The organism is Burkholderia sp. AW49-1, assembly GCF_053427845.1.
The window spans coordinates 42,456-57,206 of record NZ_JBSAXF010000023.1 but is presented as its reverse complement, the minus strand read 5'-3'; the positions used below and the strand labels follow the sequence as shown (position 1 = coordinate 57,206).

Here is a 14,751-nt window from a genome sequence, read left to right as displayed (position 1 = left end):
TGTCACGTCCGTGGCATCGCGGCGGTTTACAGTGAGGCGCGGGATGCCTTATGCTTGCGCACATGAACCGCTTCCTGTCCGCTCTCCGACGTCGCCGCTCGCCGCTCCGCCCGGATGCCGCCGGCTCGTCACGGACTCGCGCGTAACCCTCCCTCCGCTTCACCGGTTACGCACAAGCTGTTCGACCTACCAGCCACGGCCTTCCGTGGCTTTTTTATTGCCCGTTTCCCTTTCAACGTCCGCTGGAGTCCGCTGTCATGTCCCTGAACGATTACCCGATCGACTCGCTGATGTACATCACGAACCGCCCCGACATCGTGTTTACGCACGGCAAGGGCTCGTGGCTCTACGATCACACCGGCAAGCGCTATCTGGACTTCATTCAGGGCTGGGCCGTCAACAGTCTCGGCCACTGCAACGACGGCATCGTCGAAGCGCTGAAGACGCAGGCCGAGAAGCTGCTGAACCCGTCGCCCGCGTTCTACAACGAACCGATGGCGAAGCTTGCGGGGCTGCTCACGCAGCACAGCGTGTTCGACAAGGTGTTCTTCACGAACAGCGGCGCGGAAGCGAACGAAGGCGCGATCAAGCTCGCGCGCAAGTGGGGCCGCAAGTTCAAGAACGGCGCGTACGAGATCATCACGTTCGACCACAGCTTCCACGGCCGCACGCTCGCGACGATGTCGGCCAGCGGCAAGCCAGGCTGGGACACGATCTACGCACCGCAGGTGCCGGGCTTCCCGAAGGCCGAGCTGAACGACATCAATTCGGTCGAGAAGCTGATCACCGACAAGACCGTCGCGGTGATGCTCGAGCCGATCCAGGGCGAAGGCGGCGTGATTCCGGCGACGCGTGAATTCATGCAGGCGCTGCGCGCGCTGACGAAGCAGCACGACCTGCTGCTGATCGTCGACGAAGTGCAAAGCGGTTGCGGCCGCGCGGGCACGCTGTTCGCGTACGAGCTGTCCGGCATCGAGCCGGACATCATGACGCTCGCGAAGGGCATCGGCGGCGGCGCACCGCTCGGCGCGCTGCTGTCGAAGGCTGACGTCGCGGTGTTCGAGGCCGGCGACCAGGGCGGCACGTACAACGGCAACCCGCTGATGACGGCGGTCGGCCATTCGGTGATCTCGCAGCTCGTCGCGCCCGGCTTCCTCGAAGGCGTGCGCGCGCGCGGCGAATATCTGAAGCGCAAGCTGCTCGAGCTGTCGGAGGAGCGCGGCTTCGAGGGCGAACGCGGCGAAGGCCTGCTGCGCGCGCTGCTGCTCGGCAAGGACATCGGCCCGCAGATCGTCGAGAAGGCGCGTGACATGCAGCCCGATGGCCTGCTGTTGAACGCGGCGCGCCCGAACCTGCTGCGCTTCATGCCCGCGCTGAACGTCACGACCGAGGAAATCGACCAGATGATGGCGATGCTGCGGTCGATCCTCGACACGCTCTGAGGAGACCGCCGCGATGGATGCCGCCGCCGATGCTGTCGCTATCCGCCCGTTCGAGCGCGCCGACACCGATGCCGTGCTGGCCGTCTGGCGCGACGCGTTCCCGCAGTACGACGAAGCCGGCGCGCCGCCGCACCGCGATCCGCTGCGATCGATCGAGCTGAAGCTTGCGACGCAGCCGGAACTGTTCTTCGTCGCGACCAGCGGCGCGCGGGTCGTCGGCACGCTGATGGCGGGTTTCGACGGACATCGCGGCTGGCTCTACTCGTTCGGCGTGTCGAACGACGCAAGGCGACTCGGCATCGGCCGCGCGCTGATCGCGCATGCGGAACGCGCGCTCGCCGCGCGCGGCTGCCTGAAGATCAATCTGCAGGTGCTGCCCGGCAACGATGATGCGTGCCGCTTCTATGCAGCGCTCGGCTATCGCGTCGAGGAACGCATCTCGTTCGGCAAGACGCTGCCGGCCGCCTGACGCCGCCGGCAGCCCCCATCAGCGCGTGATCGGCCCCGCGTCCGGCAGCGGATTGCCGAGCGCGTCGGTCGGCACGGCCTGCTGCTCGAACGCCGCGAAATACGCGGCCCACTGCGACTCGCTCACGCGCACGATCAGCGCGCCGTCCTGCCAGACGTCGTTGTGATCCCTGTGGTCGTCGCCCGCGCGGTGCAGGTAGTGCGAGCCCGTCGACCCCTGGTTCATGTGCGTGTCGTGGATGCCGTTGCCTTCCGAATACGTGCGGCCGAACACGACGACGTCGAGCCCCTGCGATTGCGCGGCGTTGACGAGCCGCAGCAGCGACGGGATCGGCTCCGCGTTCTCGGTACCGTCCATCACCGCGCTGGCGCGCCATGCGCCCGTCTCGTTCAGGATGTCGCTGCGCAGATAGTCGAGCGCCGGCAGCGCGGTTTGCCCGGTGAGATCGGTGTAGCCTTCGGCCGCGGCCGCGAGCGTCGCCGTGACCGGATGATGGAAATCGTAGACGAGCTTGTAGTTCAGCAAGTCGTCCGCGTCGTTGGTGCCGACGTTGATCGCGACGTCCCAGTCGCCCGTCGGCAATGCGAGTGTCAGGTGGATGTGATACTGGATCTCGCTGCCGTGCGGCGAGCCCTTCAGCTGCGCCACCGACGTCACCTTCGCCTTCACGAAACCGTAGTCCAGACTCATGCGTGCTCTCCGTGTCCCGATCGATCGACCATGCTACGCAGCCCGCGTGTCGGTTTGCGGACGGCCGGTTGCGGACGGCCGGTTGCGGACGGCCGTTTACCGAGTCCCGTGCCGCATGGTTCGCGTCACCGCCGAATGAATGGAGTCGCATCCGCACGCACAGTTCGTCGCCGGGTGCGCCGCACGAAAAAAAAGCTGTCACGGCATCCCATGACAGCTTTTCGAAAGCACTTGCGCGGCGCGCCGGCATCCGCCGCCGCGCCGCGCCCGGTCATTCACCCAGATACGCGGCCCGCACCTTCGGATCGTCGAGCATCTGCTTCGCGTCGCCTTCCATCGTGACCGTGCCCGAGTCCATCACATAGCCGCGGTCGGCCGCCTGCAGCGCGAGGCGGGCATTCTGCTCGACCAGCAGCACCGTGATGCCCTCCTTCGAGATCTCGCGCACCACTTCGAAGATCTTCTCGACCATGATCGGCGACAGCCCCATCGACGGCTCGTCGAGCAGCAGCAGCTTCGGCTTCGACAGGATCGCGCGCGACATCGCCAGCATCTGCTGCTCGCCGCCCGACAGCGTGCCCGCGAGCTGCGTCGCACGCTCCTTCAGACGCGGGAAGAAGCCGAACATCCGGTCGACGTCCTTCTTGATCTGCTCCTTGTCGTTGCGCAGATACGCGCCCATCTGCATGTTCTCGATGATCGACATCCGCGCGAAGATCCCGCGGCCTTCCGGCACCATCGCGAGGCCGCGCTTGAGCAGTTCGTGCGACGGCACGCCCTTGATCGACTTGCCGTCGTACTCGATGTCGCCCGCCGAATACGGCTTGAGACCCGTGATCGCCTTCATCGTCGTGGTCTTGCCGGCACCGTTCGCGCCGATCAGCGTCACGAGCTCGCCCTGGCGGACTTCCATGTCAACGCCCTTGACGGCCTGAATGCCGCCGTAGTTGACCTGCAAGCCCTTGATTTTCAACATTGCCGCTGCCATCAGTGCACCCCTGCGCCGAGATATGCCTCAATCACCTTCGGATTCTTCTGCACGTCCTGCGGCAGACCCTCGGCGATCACCTTGCCGTAATCGAGCACCGTCATCCGGTTGCACAGCCCCATCACGAGCTTCACGTCGTGCTCGATCAGGAGAATCGTGCGGCCGTCCGAGCGAATCTTGTCGAGCAGGCGCGTGAGTTCGACCTTCTCGGTCGCGTTCATCCCGGCCGCCGGCTCGTCGAGCGCGAGCAGCTTCGGGTCGGTCGCCAGCGCGCGGGCGATTTCCAGCCGGCGCTGGTGGCCGTACGACAGGTTGCGCGACGTGTAGTCCGCGTACTGCAGCACGCCGACGTATTCGAGCAACTCGATCGCGCGTTCCTTGATCTCGCGCTCTTCCTGGCGTTCGGCCGGCGTCTGGAACACCGCGCCGAGCAGCCCGTGCTTGGTGCGCACGTGGCGGCCCACCATCACGTTCTCGAGCGCGGTCATTCCGCCGAACAGGCGAATGTTCTGGAACGTGCGCGCGATGCCCGTCTTCGCGACCTGGTGCACCGCGGTCGGCTTGTATTCCGTGCCGTCGAGCTTGAACTCGCCGGAGTCCGGCGTGTACAGGCCCGTGATCACGTTGAAGAACGTGGTCTTGCCGGCGCCGTTCGGGCCGATCAGGCCGTAGATCTCGCCTTCCTTGATCTCGAGGCCGACGTCGGACAGTGCCTGCAAGCCGCCGAAGCGCTTGTTCACGCCTTTGACGGACAGTCGGATTTGCTTGTCGCTCATGTGTGATATCCCCTTGTCCGTTGGTTAAGCGCGCACCGGCTTCTTGCTGTTGCGCTTCGCCAGTTTCGCGATCTTGTCCTCATGCTTCGGCGCCGGCCACAGGCCTTCCGAGCGATACAGCATGATGATCACCATCGCGAGGCCGTACAGCGCCTGACGGATCACTTCGGTATCGACGATGTCGTGACCGAAGATCGCATGCTGCAGCGGGCTCATCGTCGAGCGCAGGAATTCCGGGAAGATCGCGAGCAGCACCGCGCCCAGGATCACGCCGGGGATGTGGCCCATGCCGCCGAGCACCACGCAGGCGAGCACGACGATGGATTCCCAGAACGTGAACGATTCCGGCGACACGAAGCCCTGGAACGAACCGAACATCGCGCCCGACAGGCCGCCGAACGACGCGCCCATCGCGAACGCGAGCAGCTTCACGTTACGGGTGTTGATGCCCATCGCCTTCGCGGCGATTTCGTCCTCGCGGATCGCGGCCCAGGCACGGCCGATACGCGAGTGCTGCAGGCGCGTACAGGTCCAGATCACCAGCAGCGAGCACAGCACGAACAGGTAGTAGTACATGTACACCGACGGCAGCTGGAAGCCGAACAGCGAGTGCGTCTGCGACAGGTTGAAGCCGCCGACGTGCACCGGATCGATGCCCGTGATCCCCTTCGGGCCGTTGGTGATGTTCACCGGACGGTCGAGGTTGTTCATGAAGATCCGGACGATTTCACCGAAGCCGAGCGTCACGATCGCCAGGTAGTCGCCGCGCAGACGCAGCGTCGGCGCGCCGAGCAGGATCCCGAAGGTCGCCGCCAGCGCCATCGCGATCGGCACGATGATCAGGAACGGGATGTGCAGGCCGTTCGGCGCGAGCGCCGCGATCCACTCGAACTGCGAGCTCAGGTGCGGCGAGCTCAGCAGCGCCGCCGTGTACGCGCCCACCGCGTAGAACGCGATGTAGCCGAGGTCGAGCAGGCCGGCGAAGCCGACCACCACGTTCAGGCCAAGCGCGAGCATCACGTACAGCATCGCGAAGTCGAGCACGCGGACCCAGTAGTTGCCGCCTGCCGAGCCGATGATGATCGGCGCCGCGATCACGAAGGCCGCGGTCAGGATGCCGATGATGACGGTCTTGGCCGTGTTGCGCTCTTCGACGAGCGACGTCGAGGATTCGATCGGTTGAATGGATGTCATGTTGTTTGCTCCCCTTCCGTTACGCGCGGTCCGCGACACGTTCACCCAGCAGGCCCGACGGACGGAACACCAGCACGATGATCAGCACGATGAATGCGAAAACGTCCTGGTAGTTACTGCCGAATACGCCGCCGGTGAGGTTGCCGATGTAGCCCGCGCCGAGCTGCTCGATCAGGCCGAGCACCACGCCGCCGACCATCGCGCCGCCGAGGTTGCCGATCCCGCCGAGCACCGCCGCCGTGAACGCCTTCATGCCGGGAATGAAGCCCATGTAGAAGTGCACGTTGCCGTATTCGGACGCGATCATCACGCCGGCCAGCGCGGCGAGCGCGGAGCCGATCATGAACGTTGCCGAAATCACGAAGTTCGGGTTCACGCCCATCAGGCTCGCGGTGTTCGGGCTTTCGGCGATCGCACGCATCGCGCGGCCGAGCTTGGTCTTGTGCACGAGCAGCAGGAGGCCCGCCATCACGATGAACGCCACCGCGATGATCACGATTTCAGTCACCGAGATCACGGCGCCGGGCGTCGTGTCGGTCGCCTTGATCACGTTGATCGGATCGGTCGGCAGCAATTGCGGGAACGGCAGCGGGTTGCGCGACCAGATGATCATCGCGGCCGTCTGCAGCAGGATCGACACGCCGATCGCGGTGATCAGCGGGGCGAGACGCGGCGCACGGCGCAGCGGCCGGTACGCGACACGTTCGATCGTGTAGCCCACGCACGCGCAGACGACGGCGGCGATGCCAAGGCCGATCGTCAGCGTCGCGACGTTGCCGAGTCCGGGGAAGTGGTTCTGCAGCACGGTGATCGCCGACAGGGCGACCATCGCGCCGATCATCAGCACGTCGCCGTGCGCGAAGTTGATGATGCCGAGAATGCCGTACACCATCGTGTAACCCAACGCGATGATGGCGTACACACTGCCGAGCACCAGCCCGTTGAGGATCTGCTGGATGAAAATATCCATTTAAAGCTCCTTGGCCCATGCTGCCGGAGGACGTTGCGCCCCGCGGGTAAGCGAGGAATCGCGCCTTCTCGGCGACACTGCGGGTACTAGTCGATACCGGTAAGGGTGGATCGTCCCGGCGCGCGCCGCCCGGCCTGTACGGCCGGACCTGCCGCCGGAGCGGATACAGAAACGGCACCGCACTGTTCCGGTGCCATCATGAGTCCCGTCGCTAAATCGTCACGACATCGAGGACGGTGTACTTGGCCTCCTTGAAGTCGTAGGGCAGCGTGCCGCAACGGTGTCCGGTTGCCCGAACGCCGTGCCTTTTTCCGTCCGGGCCGGGGCGAACCCCGCATCCGGGCAGATCAGGTTCCGCGCCGCGTCGCCCGCGGGCTCGACCACCTTGGCGGCGCACATGCCGTTGTCGCCAAGGGTTTGCGCTCCGATGCCGGACGCCGTCGCCTGCTTTGCAAGCGGGCCGTCCGCCGCCGCCCGCGCGGCGCCCGAACCGGCATCGCGAAGGTGGCGCCCGACTTTCGTCAGGACTGCGTCGGAATCCGTGAAACGAAGCAGACCGCCCGCCGCGACGCGATGGGTCGCGGCGACACGCTGTTTCGTCGAATCGAAATGAAAGGGGATCAGTGACATCTGCACGTCGCCTGCTTTGCCCCGAAACCCGGGCGTCCGTCGTTCGACGCGCCCTGCTGTTGCCGCATCATGGTCCGCGGCTCGTTGCCGGACACTCTGCATGCCCGTCGCCCGGTCGACGGCAGCGCCGCCGGCGCGTGCTGCCCGCCGTGCCGCATGCATGCCGATCTTCGAGCCCTGCGCGTTGATTTCCTCGATCGCCAAACGTGCCCCGTTGTCCTTGTCACTGTCCGATTGCGCAACGCGGCACGCCAACGGCACCGCACGACCGGTTCCGGCAGCGCGCACGTCGCTGGCTGCCGGTACTGCGCGTCCTGCCGCGTCCCTGCTCGCCTCGTCGTCGCTCTTTTTGCTGCAGCCGGCAAGCATTGCAACCGGTGCGGCGACGGACATGGCGTAAGCCAACTTCACATGCATCGAGTAGGTCTCCCGCGCCTTGCCAAAACCCGATTTCAAAGCCATTCCGGCCTGAAAACGGGCGCATTGTAACTCCATTTATAGGCCGCCAATAATCCTGATTCGATGGGGTTTTCCTGCATTGCAACCAATTTTGAGAGACGGTTGAGCGCGGCGATAGCAACCCGGTTGCACCATTGATGTGAATAACGGTTGCGATCGCGTTTTCGCAGCGCAAAAAAAAGCGCGCCGGGAGGCGCGCTTCGGGGTATCGCGGGTGCGATGCGGCAATCAGGCGGCAGGCGGCAGGTTCAGCCCGCGCGGGAGCGGAAACGACACGTTTTCCTCGATGCCGTCGAGTGCGCGAACGTTGCGCACGCCGAGTTCGCGCAGCCGCGCGATCACGGCCTGGGCGAGCACTTCCGGCGCCGATGCGCCAGCCGTCACGCCGATGCGGCGCTTGCCGGCGACCCATGCCGGATCGATCTGGTCGGGTGCGTCGACCATGTACGCGGCCACGCCGCGCTTCTCGGCCACTTCACGCAGGCGGCTCGAATTCGAGCTGTTCGGGCTGCCGACGACGATCACGACGTCGCACTGCGGCGCCATGAACTTCACCGCATCCTGGCGGTTCTGCGTCGCATAGCAGATGTCCTGCTTCTTCGGCTCGCGAATCTTCGGATACTTCGCCTTCAACGCGCCGATGATTTCGGCGGCGTCGTCGACGGACAGCGTCGTCTGCGTGACGAGTGCGATGCGCTCGGGATCGGCGAGCTCGAGCTTCTGCACGTCCTCGACGCTTTCGACGAGATGCATGCCGCGCTCGACCTGCCCCATCGTACCTTCGACTTCCGGATGGCCCTTGTGGCCGATCATCACGATGTCCACGCCGTCCTGGCGCATCTTCGCCACTTCGACGTGCACCTTCGTGACGAGCGGGCAGGTTGCGTCGTAAATGCGCAACCCGCGCACGTCCGCCTCGTCGCGCACGGCCTTCGACACGCCATGCGCACTGAAGATCACGGTATTGCCGGCCGGCACTTCCTCGAGTTCCTCGACGAAGATCGCGCCTTTCTTCTTCAGATCCTCGACCACGTACTTGTTGTGGACGATCTCGTGACGGACGTAGATCGGCGCACCGTGCATCGCGATCGCGCGCTCGACGATCTCGATCGCACGATCGACCCCTGCGCAAAAGCCACGCGGTTGGGCCAGCAGGATTTCGGCATCGGCGGCGACGGTCTGCCCGGACAGCGTATCGGTGGTGCTCATGATTACAGGATTCCGATGATTTTCACTTCGAACGTGAGCGCTTGGCCCGCGAGCGGATGATTGAAGTCGAACAGCGCAGAGGTTTCGCTGATTTCCTTCAGCACCCCTGCATAGCGGCCGCCGTCCGGCGCGTTGAACTCGATCAGGTCGCCCGGCGTGAAGTCGTCGCCGACCATCCCGTTCTCGCGCAGCGTCGACAGCGTCACGCGCTGGAGCATGTCGGGATTGCGGGGACCGAACCCCTGCTCGGGCGTTAGCCGATAAGTCGAATGGTCGCCCACCCTGAGCCCGATCAGAATCTGTTCCAGCGAGGGCGCCAGTTGCCCGGCGCCGAGCAGCAGCGTGGCGGGCTTGTCGGAGAAGGTGTTGACGATGTCGGCGCCGTCGGCCAACGCAAGCCGGTAATGCAGCGTGACATGGGAACCGGGCTTCACTTCGGATAGATCGATGATGCTCATGAATGACTCGTGTTCGTCGGCGCCCGAACTGGCCGAAAGGCCCGGCGCAAAGCCAATATTGTAAGTCACCTGAGCGCTCAAGGCTGAAAGTGCGACGACATCGCGCCCGCGCCCGCCGCCAATGGAGTTTGGATCATGCTGTCACCCTGTTCCGCCGCCCCGGCGACCGAATGTCGCGACACCCGCGATGCCCCAGCCGCTACGGGCAGCCGCGTCGACACAGCCAGGCCGCCGCGCAAGCGCCGCCCGCGAAACTGGAAACCCCATCTGCCGCGCGAGCGGTTGCTGGAACGCGGGCCGGCCGCGCTGACCGACGCGGAGCTGATCGCACTGCTGCTCGGCACGGGCGGCGGCGGCCGCGACGTGTTCGCCAGCGCCCGCGCACTGCTCGCACGTTTCGGCGATTCGCTGCGCGACATGCTCGACGCGGAGCCCGGTGCGTTCGCCGTGCACCCCGGCATCGGCCCCGCTCGCTCGGCGGTGCTGATCGCGGTGACCGAGATCGTGCGGCGTGCGCTGGCCGAGAAGGCCCGCGAGCGGATGCAGATCGGCTCGCCGGCCGCGGTCGAGGATTATCTGCGGCTCAGGATCGGCACGCGTCCGCACGAGGTGTTCGTCACGCTGTATCTGGACGCCCGTCACGGCCTCATCGACGTGGAAGAGAGCGCCCGCGGCTCGCTGACGCGGATGGTCGTCTATCCACGCGAGATCGTGCGGCGCGCGCTCATGCTGAATGCCGCCGCGCTGATCATCGCGCACAATCACCCGTCCGGCGCGGTGCAGCCGAGCGCGGAGGATCGCCGCCTGACGCGCATGCTGCACGAAGCCCTCACGCTCGTCGACGCGAAGCTGCTCGATCACGTGGTCGTCGGCACCGCCGATACATTTTCGTTCGCACGCGCCGGTTGGCTGTAGACTGTGGCCCGGCGACCCGCCCCGGGGTGGCCGCAACGACGAAGCGAAATTGGGTTTGATTTTTCTGAACTTTTTCTGCTAGAATCGTCGTCTGTCTTTTTTCCAACCAGTTCTAGCCATCGAAGGGCCTTGTCTGTAAAGGCTTCGGCGTTCTGAGTGCAGCCATGGATCACGTGGCGGTGCGATGGAACCTTCATCGGCGATCGAACCCCGAATTTAGCGTATTAGGAGTGCTCTCATGGCACGCGTATGCCAAGTAACTGGGAAAGCGCCGATGAGCGGCAACAATGTTTCCCACGCAAACAACAAGACGAAGCGCCGCTTCCTGCCGAACCTGCAAAACCGCCGGTTCTGGGTGGAGAGCGAAAACCGCTGGGTGCGCCTGCGCGTCTCGAACGCCGGCCTGCGCCTGATCGACAAGAACGGCATCGATTCCGTGCTCGCTGACCTGCGCGCACGCGGCGAAGCCTAAGCCCAAGGAGCACAATCATGGCAAAAGGCGCACGCGACAAGATCAAGCTCGAGTCGACCGCTGGTACGGGTCACTTCTACACGACCACGAAGAACAAGCGCAACATGCCGGAAAAGATGGCGATCAAGAAGTTCGATCCCGTCGTCCGCAAGCATGTGGAATACAAAGAAACCAAGATCAAGTAATCTCCGGTTTCTGCCAGCCTGACGGCGACCAAAAAGCCCCGCACATGCGGGGCTTTTTGTTTTGCGCGCACGCGCGGGCCCGACGCGGTATGCTCTCCCCTTTCCGCGGCCACGGCCGACGGAACGCACAAGAGCTAAAGCGTAACGATGGAGATGCAGCATGAAATTCGACGTGGCGATCGTCGGCAGCGGCCTGGCAGGACTGTCGGTCGCACTCAACCTGGCCAGCACGCGACGTGTCGCGCTGATCGCGAAACGTTCGATGATGGAGGGGGCAAGCGATAACGCGCAAGGCGGCATCGCGGCCGTCCTAGATTCGGCGGACAGCATCGAGAACCACGTCGACGACACACTGGTCGCCGGCGGCGGGCTGTGCGACGAAGGCGCGACGCGCTACATCGTCGAGCACGGCCGCGAAGCCATCGAATGGCTGATCTCGCAGGGCGTGCCGTTCACGAAGGACGATGCGGCCGAACTCGGTTTCCATCTGACACGCGAAGGCGGCCACAGTCACCGCCGAATCATCCACGCGGCCGACGCGACCGGCCATGCGGTGCTCGCAACGCTGTCCGACCGCGCGCGCCAGCATCCGAACATCACGTTCTTCGAAAACCACCATGCGATCGACCTGATCACGTCGGACCGGCTCGGGCTGCCCGGCCGCCGCTGTCACGGGCTGTATGCGCTCGACGTCGACAACGATCGCACGATCACGATCGAGGCACCGCACACGGTGCTCGCGACCGGCGGTGCCGGCAAGGTCTACCTGTACACGACGAACCCCGACACCGCGACCGGCGACGGCATCGCGATGGCGTGGCGCGCGGGCTGCCGCGTGTCGAACATGGAGTTCATCCAGTTCCACCCGACCTGCCTGTTCCATCCGTACGCGAAATCGTTCCTGATTTCGGAAGCCGTGCGCGGCGAAGGCGGCCTGCTGAAGCTGCCGGATGGCACGCGCTTCATGCCCGCGCACGATCCGCGCGCGGAACTGGCGCCGCGCGACATCGTCGCGCGCGCGATCGACTTCGAAATCAAGAAGCGCGGGATCGACTGCGTGTATCTCGACATCAGCCATCAGCCGGAAGCATTCCTGCGCGAACACTTCCCGACGATCCACGCGCGCTGCCTCGAATTCGGCATCGACATCGCGAAGCAGCCGATCCCGGTCGTGCCGGCCGCGCACTACACGTGCGGCGGCGTCGTCACCGACCTCGCGGGACGCACCGATCTGGCGGGCCTGTATGCGGTCGGCGAGACGTCGTACACGGGGCTGCACGGCGCGAACCGGCTCGCGAGCAACTCGCTGCTCGAATGCCTCGTGATCGGCCGCGCGGCGGCCGAGGCGATCGAGGCGACCGGCTTCGACGCCGAAACGCCGGGCACGCTGCCCGCATGGGACGAAAGCCGAGTGTCGGATGCGGACGAGGAAGTCGTCGTCGCGCACAACTGGGACGAACTGCGCCGGCTGATGTGGAACTACGTCGGCATCGTGCGTACCGACAAGCGTCTCGAGCGTGCAAAGCACCGGTTGTCGCTGCTGCGCGACGAGATCCACGAGTACTACGCGAACTTCCGCGTGACGCGCGACCTGCTCGAACTGCGCAATCTCGTCGACGTCGCGACACTGATCGTGAAGAGCGCGCATTCGCGCCGCGAAAGCCGCGGGCTGCACTACAGCCGCGACTGGCCGCACACGTTGCCGAAGGCGCTGCCGAGCGTGCTCACGCCCCGCTCGCGCCGTTGAGCGGCACGACCTTCAGGGCTTGAGGCCCACGAAAAAAGCCGCTGGCGCGCAAACGCCAGCGGCTTTTTTTCGTCAGGCGGTATATCGCGCGATCAGTCGACGATCCGCATCGAATAGTCGGTCGCGCGCACGTCCTTCGTCAGCGCGCCGATCGAGATGCGGTCGACGCCCGTCTCCGCGAACGTGCGCACCGTATCGAAATTGACACCGCCCGACACCTCGAGCACGGCCTTGCCGGACGCAACGCGCACCGCCTCGCCCATCATGTCGAGCGTGAAGTTGTCGAGCAGCACCGACTGCGCGCCATGCACAAGCGCCGTGTCGAGCTGCGCGAGCGTCTCGACTTCGACCTGCACCGGCACGCCGGCATCGAGCGCGAACGCCGCATCGAGCGCCTCGCCGACACCGCCGGCTGCCGCGATATGGTTTTCCTTGATCAGGATGCCGTCGTACAGCGCGAGACGCTGGTTCTCGCCGCCGCCGACCCGCACTGCGTACTTCTGCGCGAGTCGCAGGCCCGGCAGGGTCTTGCGCGTATCGAGGATCTTCGCGCGCGTACCTTCGACGCGATCAACGTAACGACGCGTCGCGCTCGCGACGCCCGACAGCAGTTGCAGGAAGTTCAGCCCGTTGCGCTCGGCCGTCAACAGCGCGCGCGCCGGCCCTTCGAGTTCGCAGACCGTCGAATCCGGCGCCATCCGGTCGCCTTCGCGATACCGCCACTGCACGACGATCGACGGATCGATCCGCGCGACGACCGCCTCGAACCACGGTACGCCGCACAACACCGCCTCCTCGCGCACGATGATGCGCGCACGGCGCCGCTCGCCGGCCGGCACGAGCCGCCCGGTCTGGTCGCCGGTGCCGACGTCTTCGGCGATCGCATCGGCGACGTTGCGCGCGATCGCTTCGTCGAATGCCGCGCCGTATTGTGCGCGCACGGCTTCGAACAACGGAGAAACCGCGCTGGTCATGCAGCCCCCACGTTCGCAAACAATTGCTGATCGCGCTGAAGATCGCCGCTCGCCTGCACACGCTTCTTGTGCGCTGCTGCGAAATCGAGCATCCGGTCGATCGGCAGACGCGCGCGCGCACCGATGGCGGGATCGACGAAGATCTCGTTGTGACCGCGCTCGAGCACGTCGGCGAGGTTCGCGAGGCCGTTCATCGCCATCCATGGGCAATGGGCGCAGCTCTTGCAAGTCGCGCTGTTGCCGGCCGTCGGCGCGGCGATGAAGGTCTTGCCGGGCGCCGCGAGCTGCATCTTGTGCAGGATGCCGAGGTCGGTCGCAACGATGAAATGCGTCGCGTCGAACTTCACTGCAGCGTCGATCAGCTGCGTCGTCGAGCCGACAACGTCCGCCTGCGCGACGACGTTTTCCGGCGACTCGGGATGCACGAGCACCTTCGCATCCGGATACTCGGCGCGCAGCAGGTCGAGCTCGATGCCCTTGAATTCGTCGTGGACGAGGCACGAACCCTGCCACAACAGCATGTCCGCGCCGGTCTTCTTCTGGATGTAGCTGCCGAGATGACGATCGGGTGCCCAGATGATCTTCTCGCCCCGCGCGTGCAGGTCGGCGACGATCTCGAGGCCGATCGACGACGTGACCATCCAGTCGGCGCGCGCCTTCACGGCGGCGCTGGTGTTCGCGTAGACGACGACGGTACGGTCGGGATGCGCATCGCAGAACGCGGTGAATTCGTCGACCGGGCAGCCGAGATCGAGCGAGCAGGTCGCGTCGAGATCGGGCATCAGCACGCGCTTGCCGGGGCTCAGGATCTTCGCGGTTTCCCCCATGAAGCGCACGCCGGCGACGACGAGCGTCTGTGCGTCATGGTCGCGGCCGAAACGGGCCATTTCGAGCGAATCGGCGACACAGCCACCGGTTTCGTCGGCCAGTTCCTGCAGCTCGGCATCCACGTAGTAATGAGCAACGAGCACGGCCTTTTCACGAGCGAGCAGCGCCTTGATGCGCGCCTTCAGCGCGGTGCGTTCTTCGGCGGACGGCGCATCGGGCACCTTGGCCCACGCCTGACCCACGCCGCAGACGGTTCCTGCCGAGACCGGCCGGTCGTACTCGACGGGTTTGATCGTCGATTGCATCTCCATATCTCCTGTCGACCAGAGTTAGTGCTTTAGCACT

General features: G+C 65.3%; 15 protein-coding genes and 1 pseudogene. 6 read left to right on the top strand and 10 right to left on the bottom strand.

Annotated features, from left to right (window positions below):
• Nucleotides 1–257 precede the first annotated feature (257 nt).
• Both ACV22W_RS26340 and ACV22W_RS26335 read left to right on the top strand, forming a co-directional pair.
• Nucleotides 258–1,442 (top strand): acetylornithine transaminase, encoded by a 1,185-nt coding sequence (locus tag ACV22W_RS26340; protein ID WP_059527689.1) that lies wholly within the window; start codon nucleotides 258–260, stop codon nucleotides 1,440–1,442.
• 13 nt (nucleotides 1,443–1,455) lie between these two features.
• Entirely contained in the window at nucleotides 1,456–1,911 is a 456-nt protein-coding gene (locus tag ACV22W_RS26335; protein ID WP_021160763.1) for a GNAT family acetyltransferase, read from the top strand.
• A gap of 18 nt (nucleotides 1,912–1,929) precedes the next feature.
• On the opposite strand, the gene ACV22W_RS26330 is transcribed toward ACV22W_RS26335, so the two are convergent.
• The 8 genes and pseudogenes from ACV22W_RS26330 to ACV22W_RS26295 form a co-directional block, all read right to left on the bottom strand.
• Nucleotides 1,930–2,601 (bottom strand): DUF2278 family protein, encoded by a 672-nt coding sequence (locus ACV22W_RS26330; protein WP_448022476.1) that lies wholly within the window; start codon nucleotides 2,599–2,601, stop codon nucleotides 1,930–1,932.
• Nucleotides 2,602–2,872: 271 nt separating this feature from the next.
• The gene (locus ACV22W_RS26325; RefSeq protein WP_027785191.1) at nucleotides 2,873–3,589 is read right to left on the bottom strand and encodes an ABC transporter ATP-binding protein; all 717 of its coding nucleotides are present in this window, start codon (nucleotides 3,587–3,589) and stop codon (nucleotides 2,873–2,875) included.
• Nucleotides 3,589–4,365 (bottom strand): ABC transporter ATP-binding protein, encoded by a 777-nt coding sequence (locus ACV22W_RS26320; RefSeq protein WP_011352945.1) that lies wholly within the window; start codon nucleotides 4,363–4,365, stop codon nucleotides 3,589–3,591. The genes ACV22W_RS26325 and ACV22W_RS26320 overlap by 1 nt, the downstream gene beginning before the upstream one ends.
• A gap of 24 nt (nucleotides 4,366–4,389) precedes the next feature.
• Nucleotides 4,390–5,559: an ABC transporter permease subunit gene (locus tag ACV22W_RS26315; protein ID WP_448022475.1), complete on the bottom strand. Its 1,170-nt coding sequence runs from the start codon at nucleotides 5,557–5,559 to the stop codon at nucleotides 4,390–4,392.
• A 19-nt stretch (nucleotides 5,560–5,578) separates the two neighbouring features.
• A complete protein-coding gene (locus ACV22W_RS26310; RefSeq protein ID WP_059468282.1) occupies nucleotides 5,579–6,529 on the bottom strand; it encodes a branched-chain amino acid ABC transporter permease in 951 nt (316 codons plus the stop codon).
• Between the two features lie 211 nt (nucleotides 6,530–6,740).
• A pseudogene (locus ACV22W_RS26305) lies at nucleotides 6,741–7,576 on the bottom strand (branched-chain amino acid ABC transporter).
• Nucleotides 7,577–7,846: 270 nt separating this feature from the next.
• Nucleotides 7,847–8,827, bottom strand: a complete 981-nt coding sequence (gene ispH / locus ACV22W_RS26300) for a 4-hydroxy-3-methylbut-2-enyl diphosphate reductase (protein ID WP_006488968.1) — start codon at nucleotides 8,825–8,827, stop codon at nucleotides 7,847–7,849.
• 2 nt (nucleotides 8,828–8,829) lie between these two features.
• Nucleotides 8,830–9,285, bottom strand: coding sequence for an FKBP-type peptidyl-prolyl cis-trans isomerase (locus ACV22W_RS26295; RefSeq protein ID WP_448022498.1), 456 nt, complete (start codon nucleotides 9,283–9,285; stop codon nucleotides 8,830–8,832).
• A 135-nt stretch (nucleotides 9,286–9,420) separates the two neighbouring features.
• Here ACV22W_RS26295 and radC point away from each other — a divergent pair, with 135 nt between their 5' ends.
• The 4 genes from radC (at nucleotide 9,421) to nadB (ending at nucleotide 12,604) form a co-directional block, all read left to right on the top strand.
• Nucleotides 9,421–10,200, top strand: coding sequence for a RadC family protein (gene radC / locus ACV22W_RS26290; RefSeq protein WP_448022474.1), 780 nt, complete (start codon nucleotides 9,421–9,423; stop codon nucleotides 10,198–10,200).
• A 238-nt stretch (nucleotides 10,201–10,438) separates the two neighbouring features.
• Nucleotides 10,439–10,672: a 50S ribosomal protein L28 gene (rpmB, locus tag ACV22W_RS26285; RefSeq protein WP_004186391.1), complete on the top strand. Its 234-nt coding sequence runs from the start codon at nucleotides 10,439–10,441 to the stop codon at nucleotides 10,670–10,672.
• Between the two features lie 17 nt (nucleotides 10,673–10,689).
• The gene (rpmG, locus tag ACV22W_RS26280) at nucleotides 10,690–10,857 is read left to right on the top strand and encodes a 50S ribosomal protein L33 (protein WP_006478046.1); all 168 of its coding nucleotides are present in this window, start codon (nucleotides 10,690–10,692) and stop codon (nucleotides 10,855–10,857) included.
• A gap of 160 nt (nucleotides 10,858–11,017) precedes the next feature.
• Complete coding sequence (nadB, locus tag ACV22W_RS26275; RefSeq protein ID WP_448022473.1) at nucleotides 11,018–12,604, top strand: L-aspartate oxidase; 1,587 nt, start codon at nucleotides 11,018–11,020, stop codon at nucleotides 12,602–12,604.
• A gap of 92 nt (nucleotides 12,605–12,696) precedes the next feature.
• Here the strand turns inward: nadB and nadC are convergent, their stop codons facing one another.
• Both nadC and nadA read right to left on the bottom strand, forming a co-directional pair.
• The gene (gene nadC, locus ACV22W_RS26270; RefSeq protein WP_448022472.1) at nucleotides 12,697–13,578 is read right to left on the bottom strand and encodes a carboxylating nicotinate-nucleotide diphosphorylase; all 882 of its coding nucleotides are present in this window, start codon (nucleotides 13,576–13,578) and stop codon (nucleotides 12,697–12,699) included.
• A complete protein-coding gene (nadA, locus tag ACV22W_RS26265) occupies nucleotides 13,575–14,711 on the bottom strand; it encodes a quinolinate synthase NadA (RefSeq protein ID WP_448022471.1) in 1,137 nt (378 codons plus the stop codon). Before nadA ends, nadC begins: the two co-directional genes overlap by 4 nt.
• Between the last annotated feature and the right edge of the window lie 40 nt (nucleotides 14,712–14,751).

What these genes read in the sequence shown, in the direction of transcription:
- nadA (WP_448022471.1), bottom strand. Translation starts at nt 14,711, where the DNA reads ATGCAATCGACGATCAAACCCGTCGAGTACGACCGGCCGGTCTCGGCA.
- radC (WP_448022474.1), top strand. Translation starts at nt 9,421, where the DNA reads ATGCTGTCACCCTGTTCCGCCGCCCCGGCGACCGAATGTCGCGACACC.
- nadB (WP_448022473.1), top strand. Translation starts at nt 11,018, where the DNA reads ATGAAATTCGACGTGGCGATCGTCGGCAGCGGCCTGGCAGGACTGTCG.
- ACV22W_RS26335 (WP_021160763.1), top strand. Translation starts at nt 1,456, where the DNA reads ATGGATGCCGCCGCCGATGCTGTCGCTATCCGCCCGTTCGAGCGCGCC.
- ACV22W_RS26310 (WP_059468282.1), bottom strand. Translation starts at nt 6,529, where the DNA reads ATGGATATTTTCATCCAGCAGATCCTCAACGGGCTGGTGCTCGGCAGT.
- ispH (WP_006488968.1), bottom strand. Translation starts at nt 8,827, where the DNA reads ATGAGCACCACCGATACGCTGTCCGGGCAGACCGTCGCCGCCGATGCC.
- rpmG (WP_006478046.1), top strand. Translation starts at nt 10,690, where the DNA reads ATGGCAAAAGGCGCACGCGACAAGATCAAGCTCGAGTCGACCGCTGGT.
- rpmB (WP_004186391.1), top strand. Translation starts at nt 10,439, where the DNA reads ATGGCACGCGTATGCCAAGTAACTGGGAAAGCGCCGATGAGCGGCAAC.
- ACV22W_RS26320 (WP_011352945.1), bottom strand. Translation starts at nt 4,365, where the DNA reads ATGAGCGACAAGCAAATCCGACTGTCCGTCAAAGGCGTGAACAAGCGC.
- ACV22W_RS26315 (WP_448022475.1), bottom strand. Translation starts at nt 5,559, where the DNA reads ATGACATCCATTCAACCGATCGAATCCTCGACGTCGCTCGTCGAAGAG.
- ACV22W_RS26330 (WP_448022476.1), bottom strand. Translation starts at nt 2,601, where the DNA reads ATGAGTCTGGACTACGGTTTCGTGAAGGCGAAGGTGACGTCGGTGGCG.
- nadC (WP_448022472.1), bottom strand. Translation starts at nt 13,578, where the DNA reads ATGACCAGCGCGGTTTCTCCGTTGTTCGAAGCCGTGCGCGCACAATAC.
- ACV22W_RS26340 (WP_059527689.1), top strand. Translation starts at nt 258, where the DNA reads ATGTCCCTGAACGATTACCCGATCGACTCGCTGATGTACATCACGAAC.
- ACV22W_RS26295 (WP_448022498.1), bottom strand. Translation starts at nt 9,285, where the DNA reads ATGAGCATCATCGATCTATCCGAAGTGAAGCCCGGTTCCCATGTCACG.
- ACV22W_RS26325 (WP_027785191.1), bottom strand. Translation starts at nt 3,589, where the DNA reads ATGGCAGCGGCAATGTTGAAAATCAAGGGCTTGCAGGTCAACTACGGC.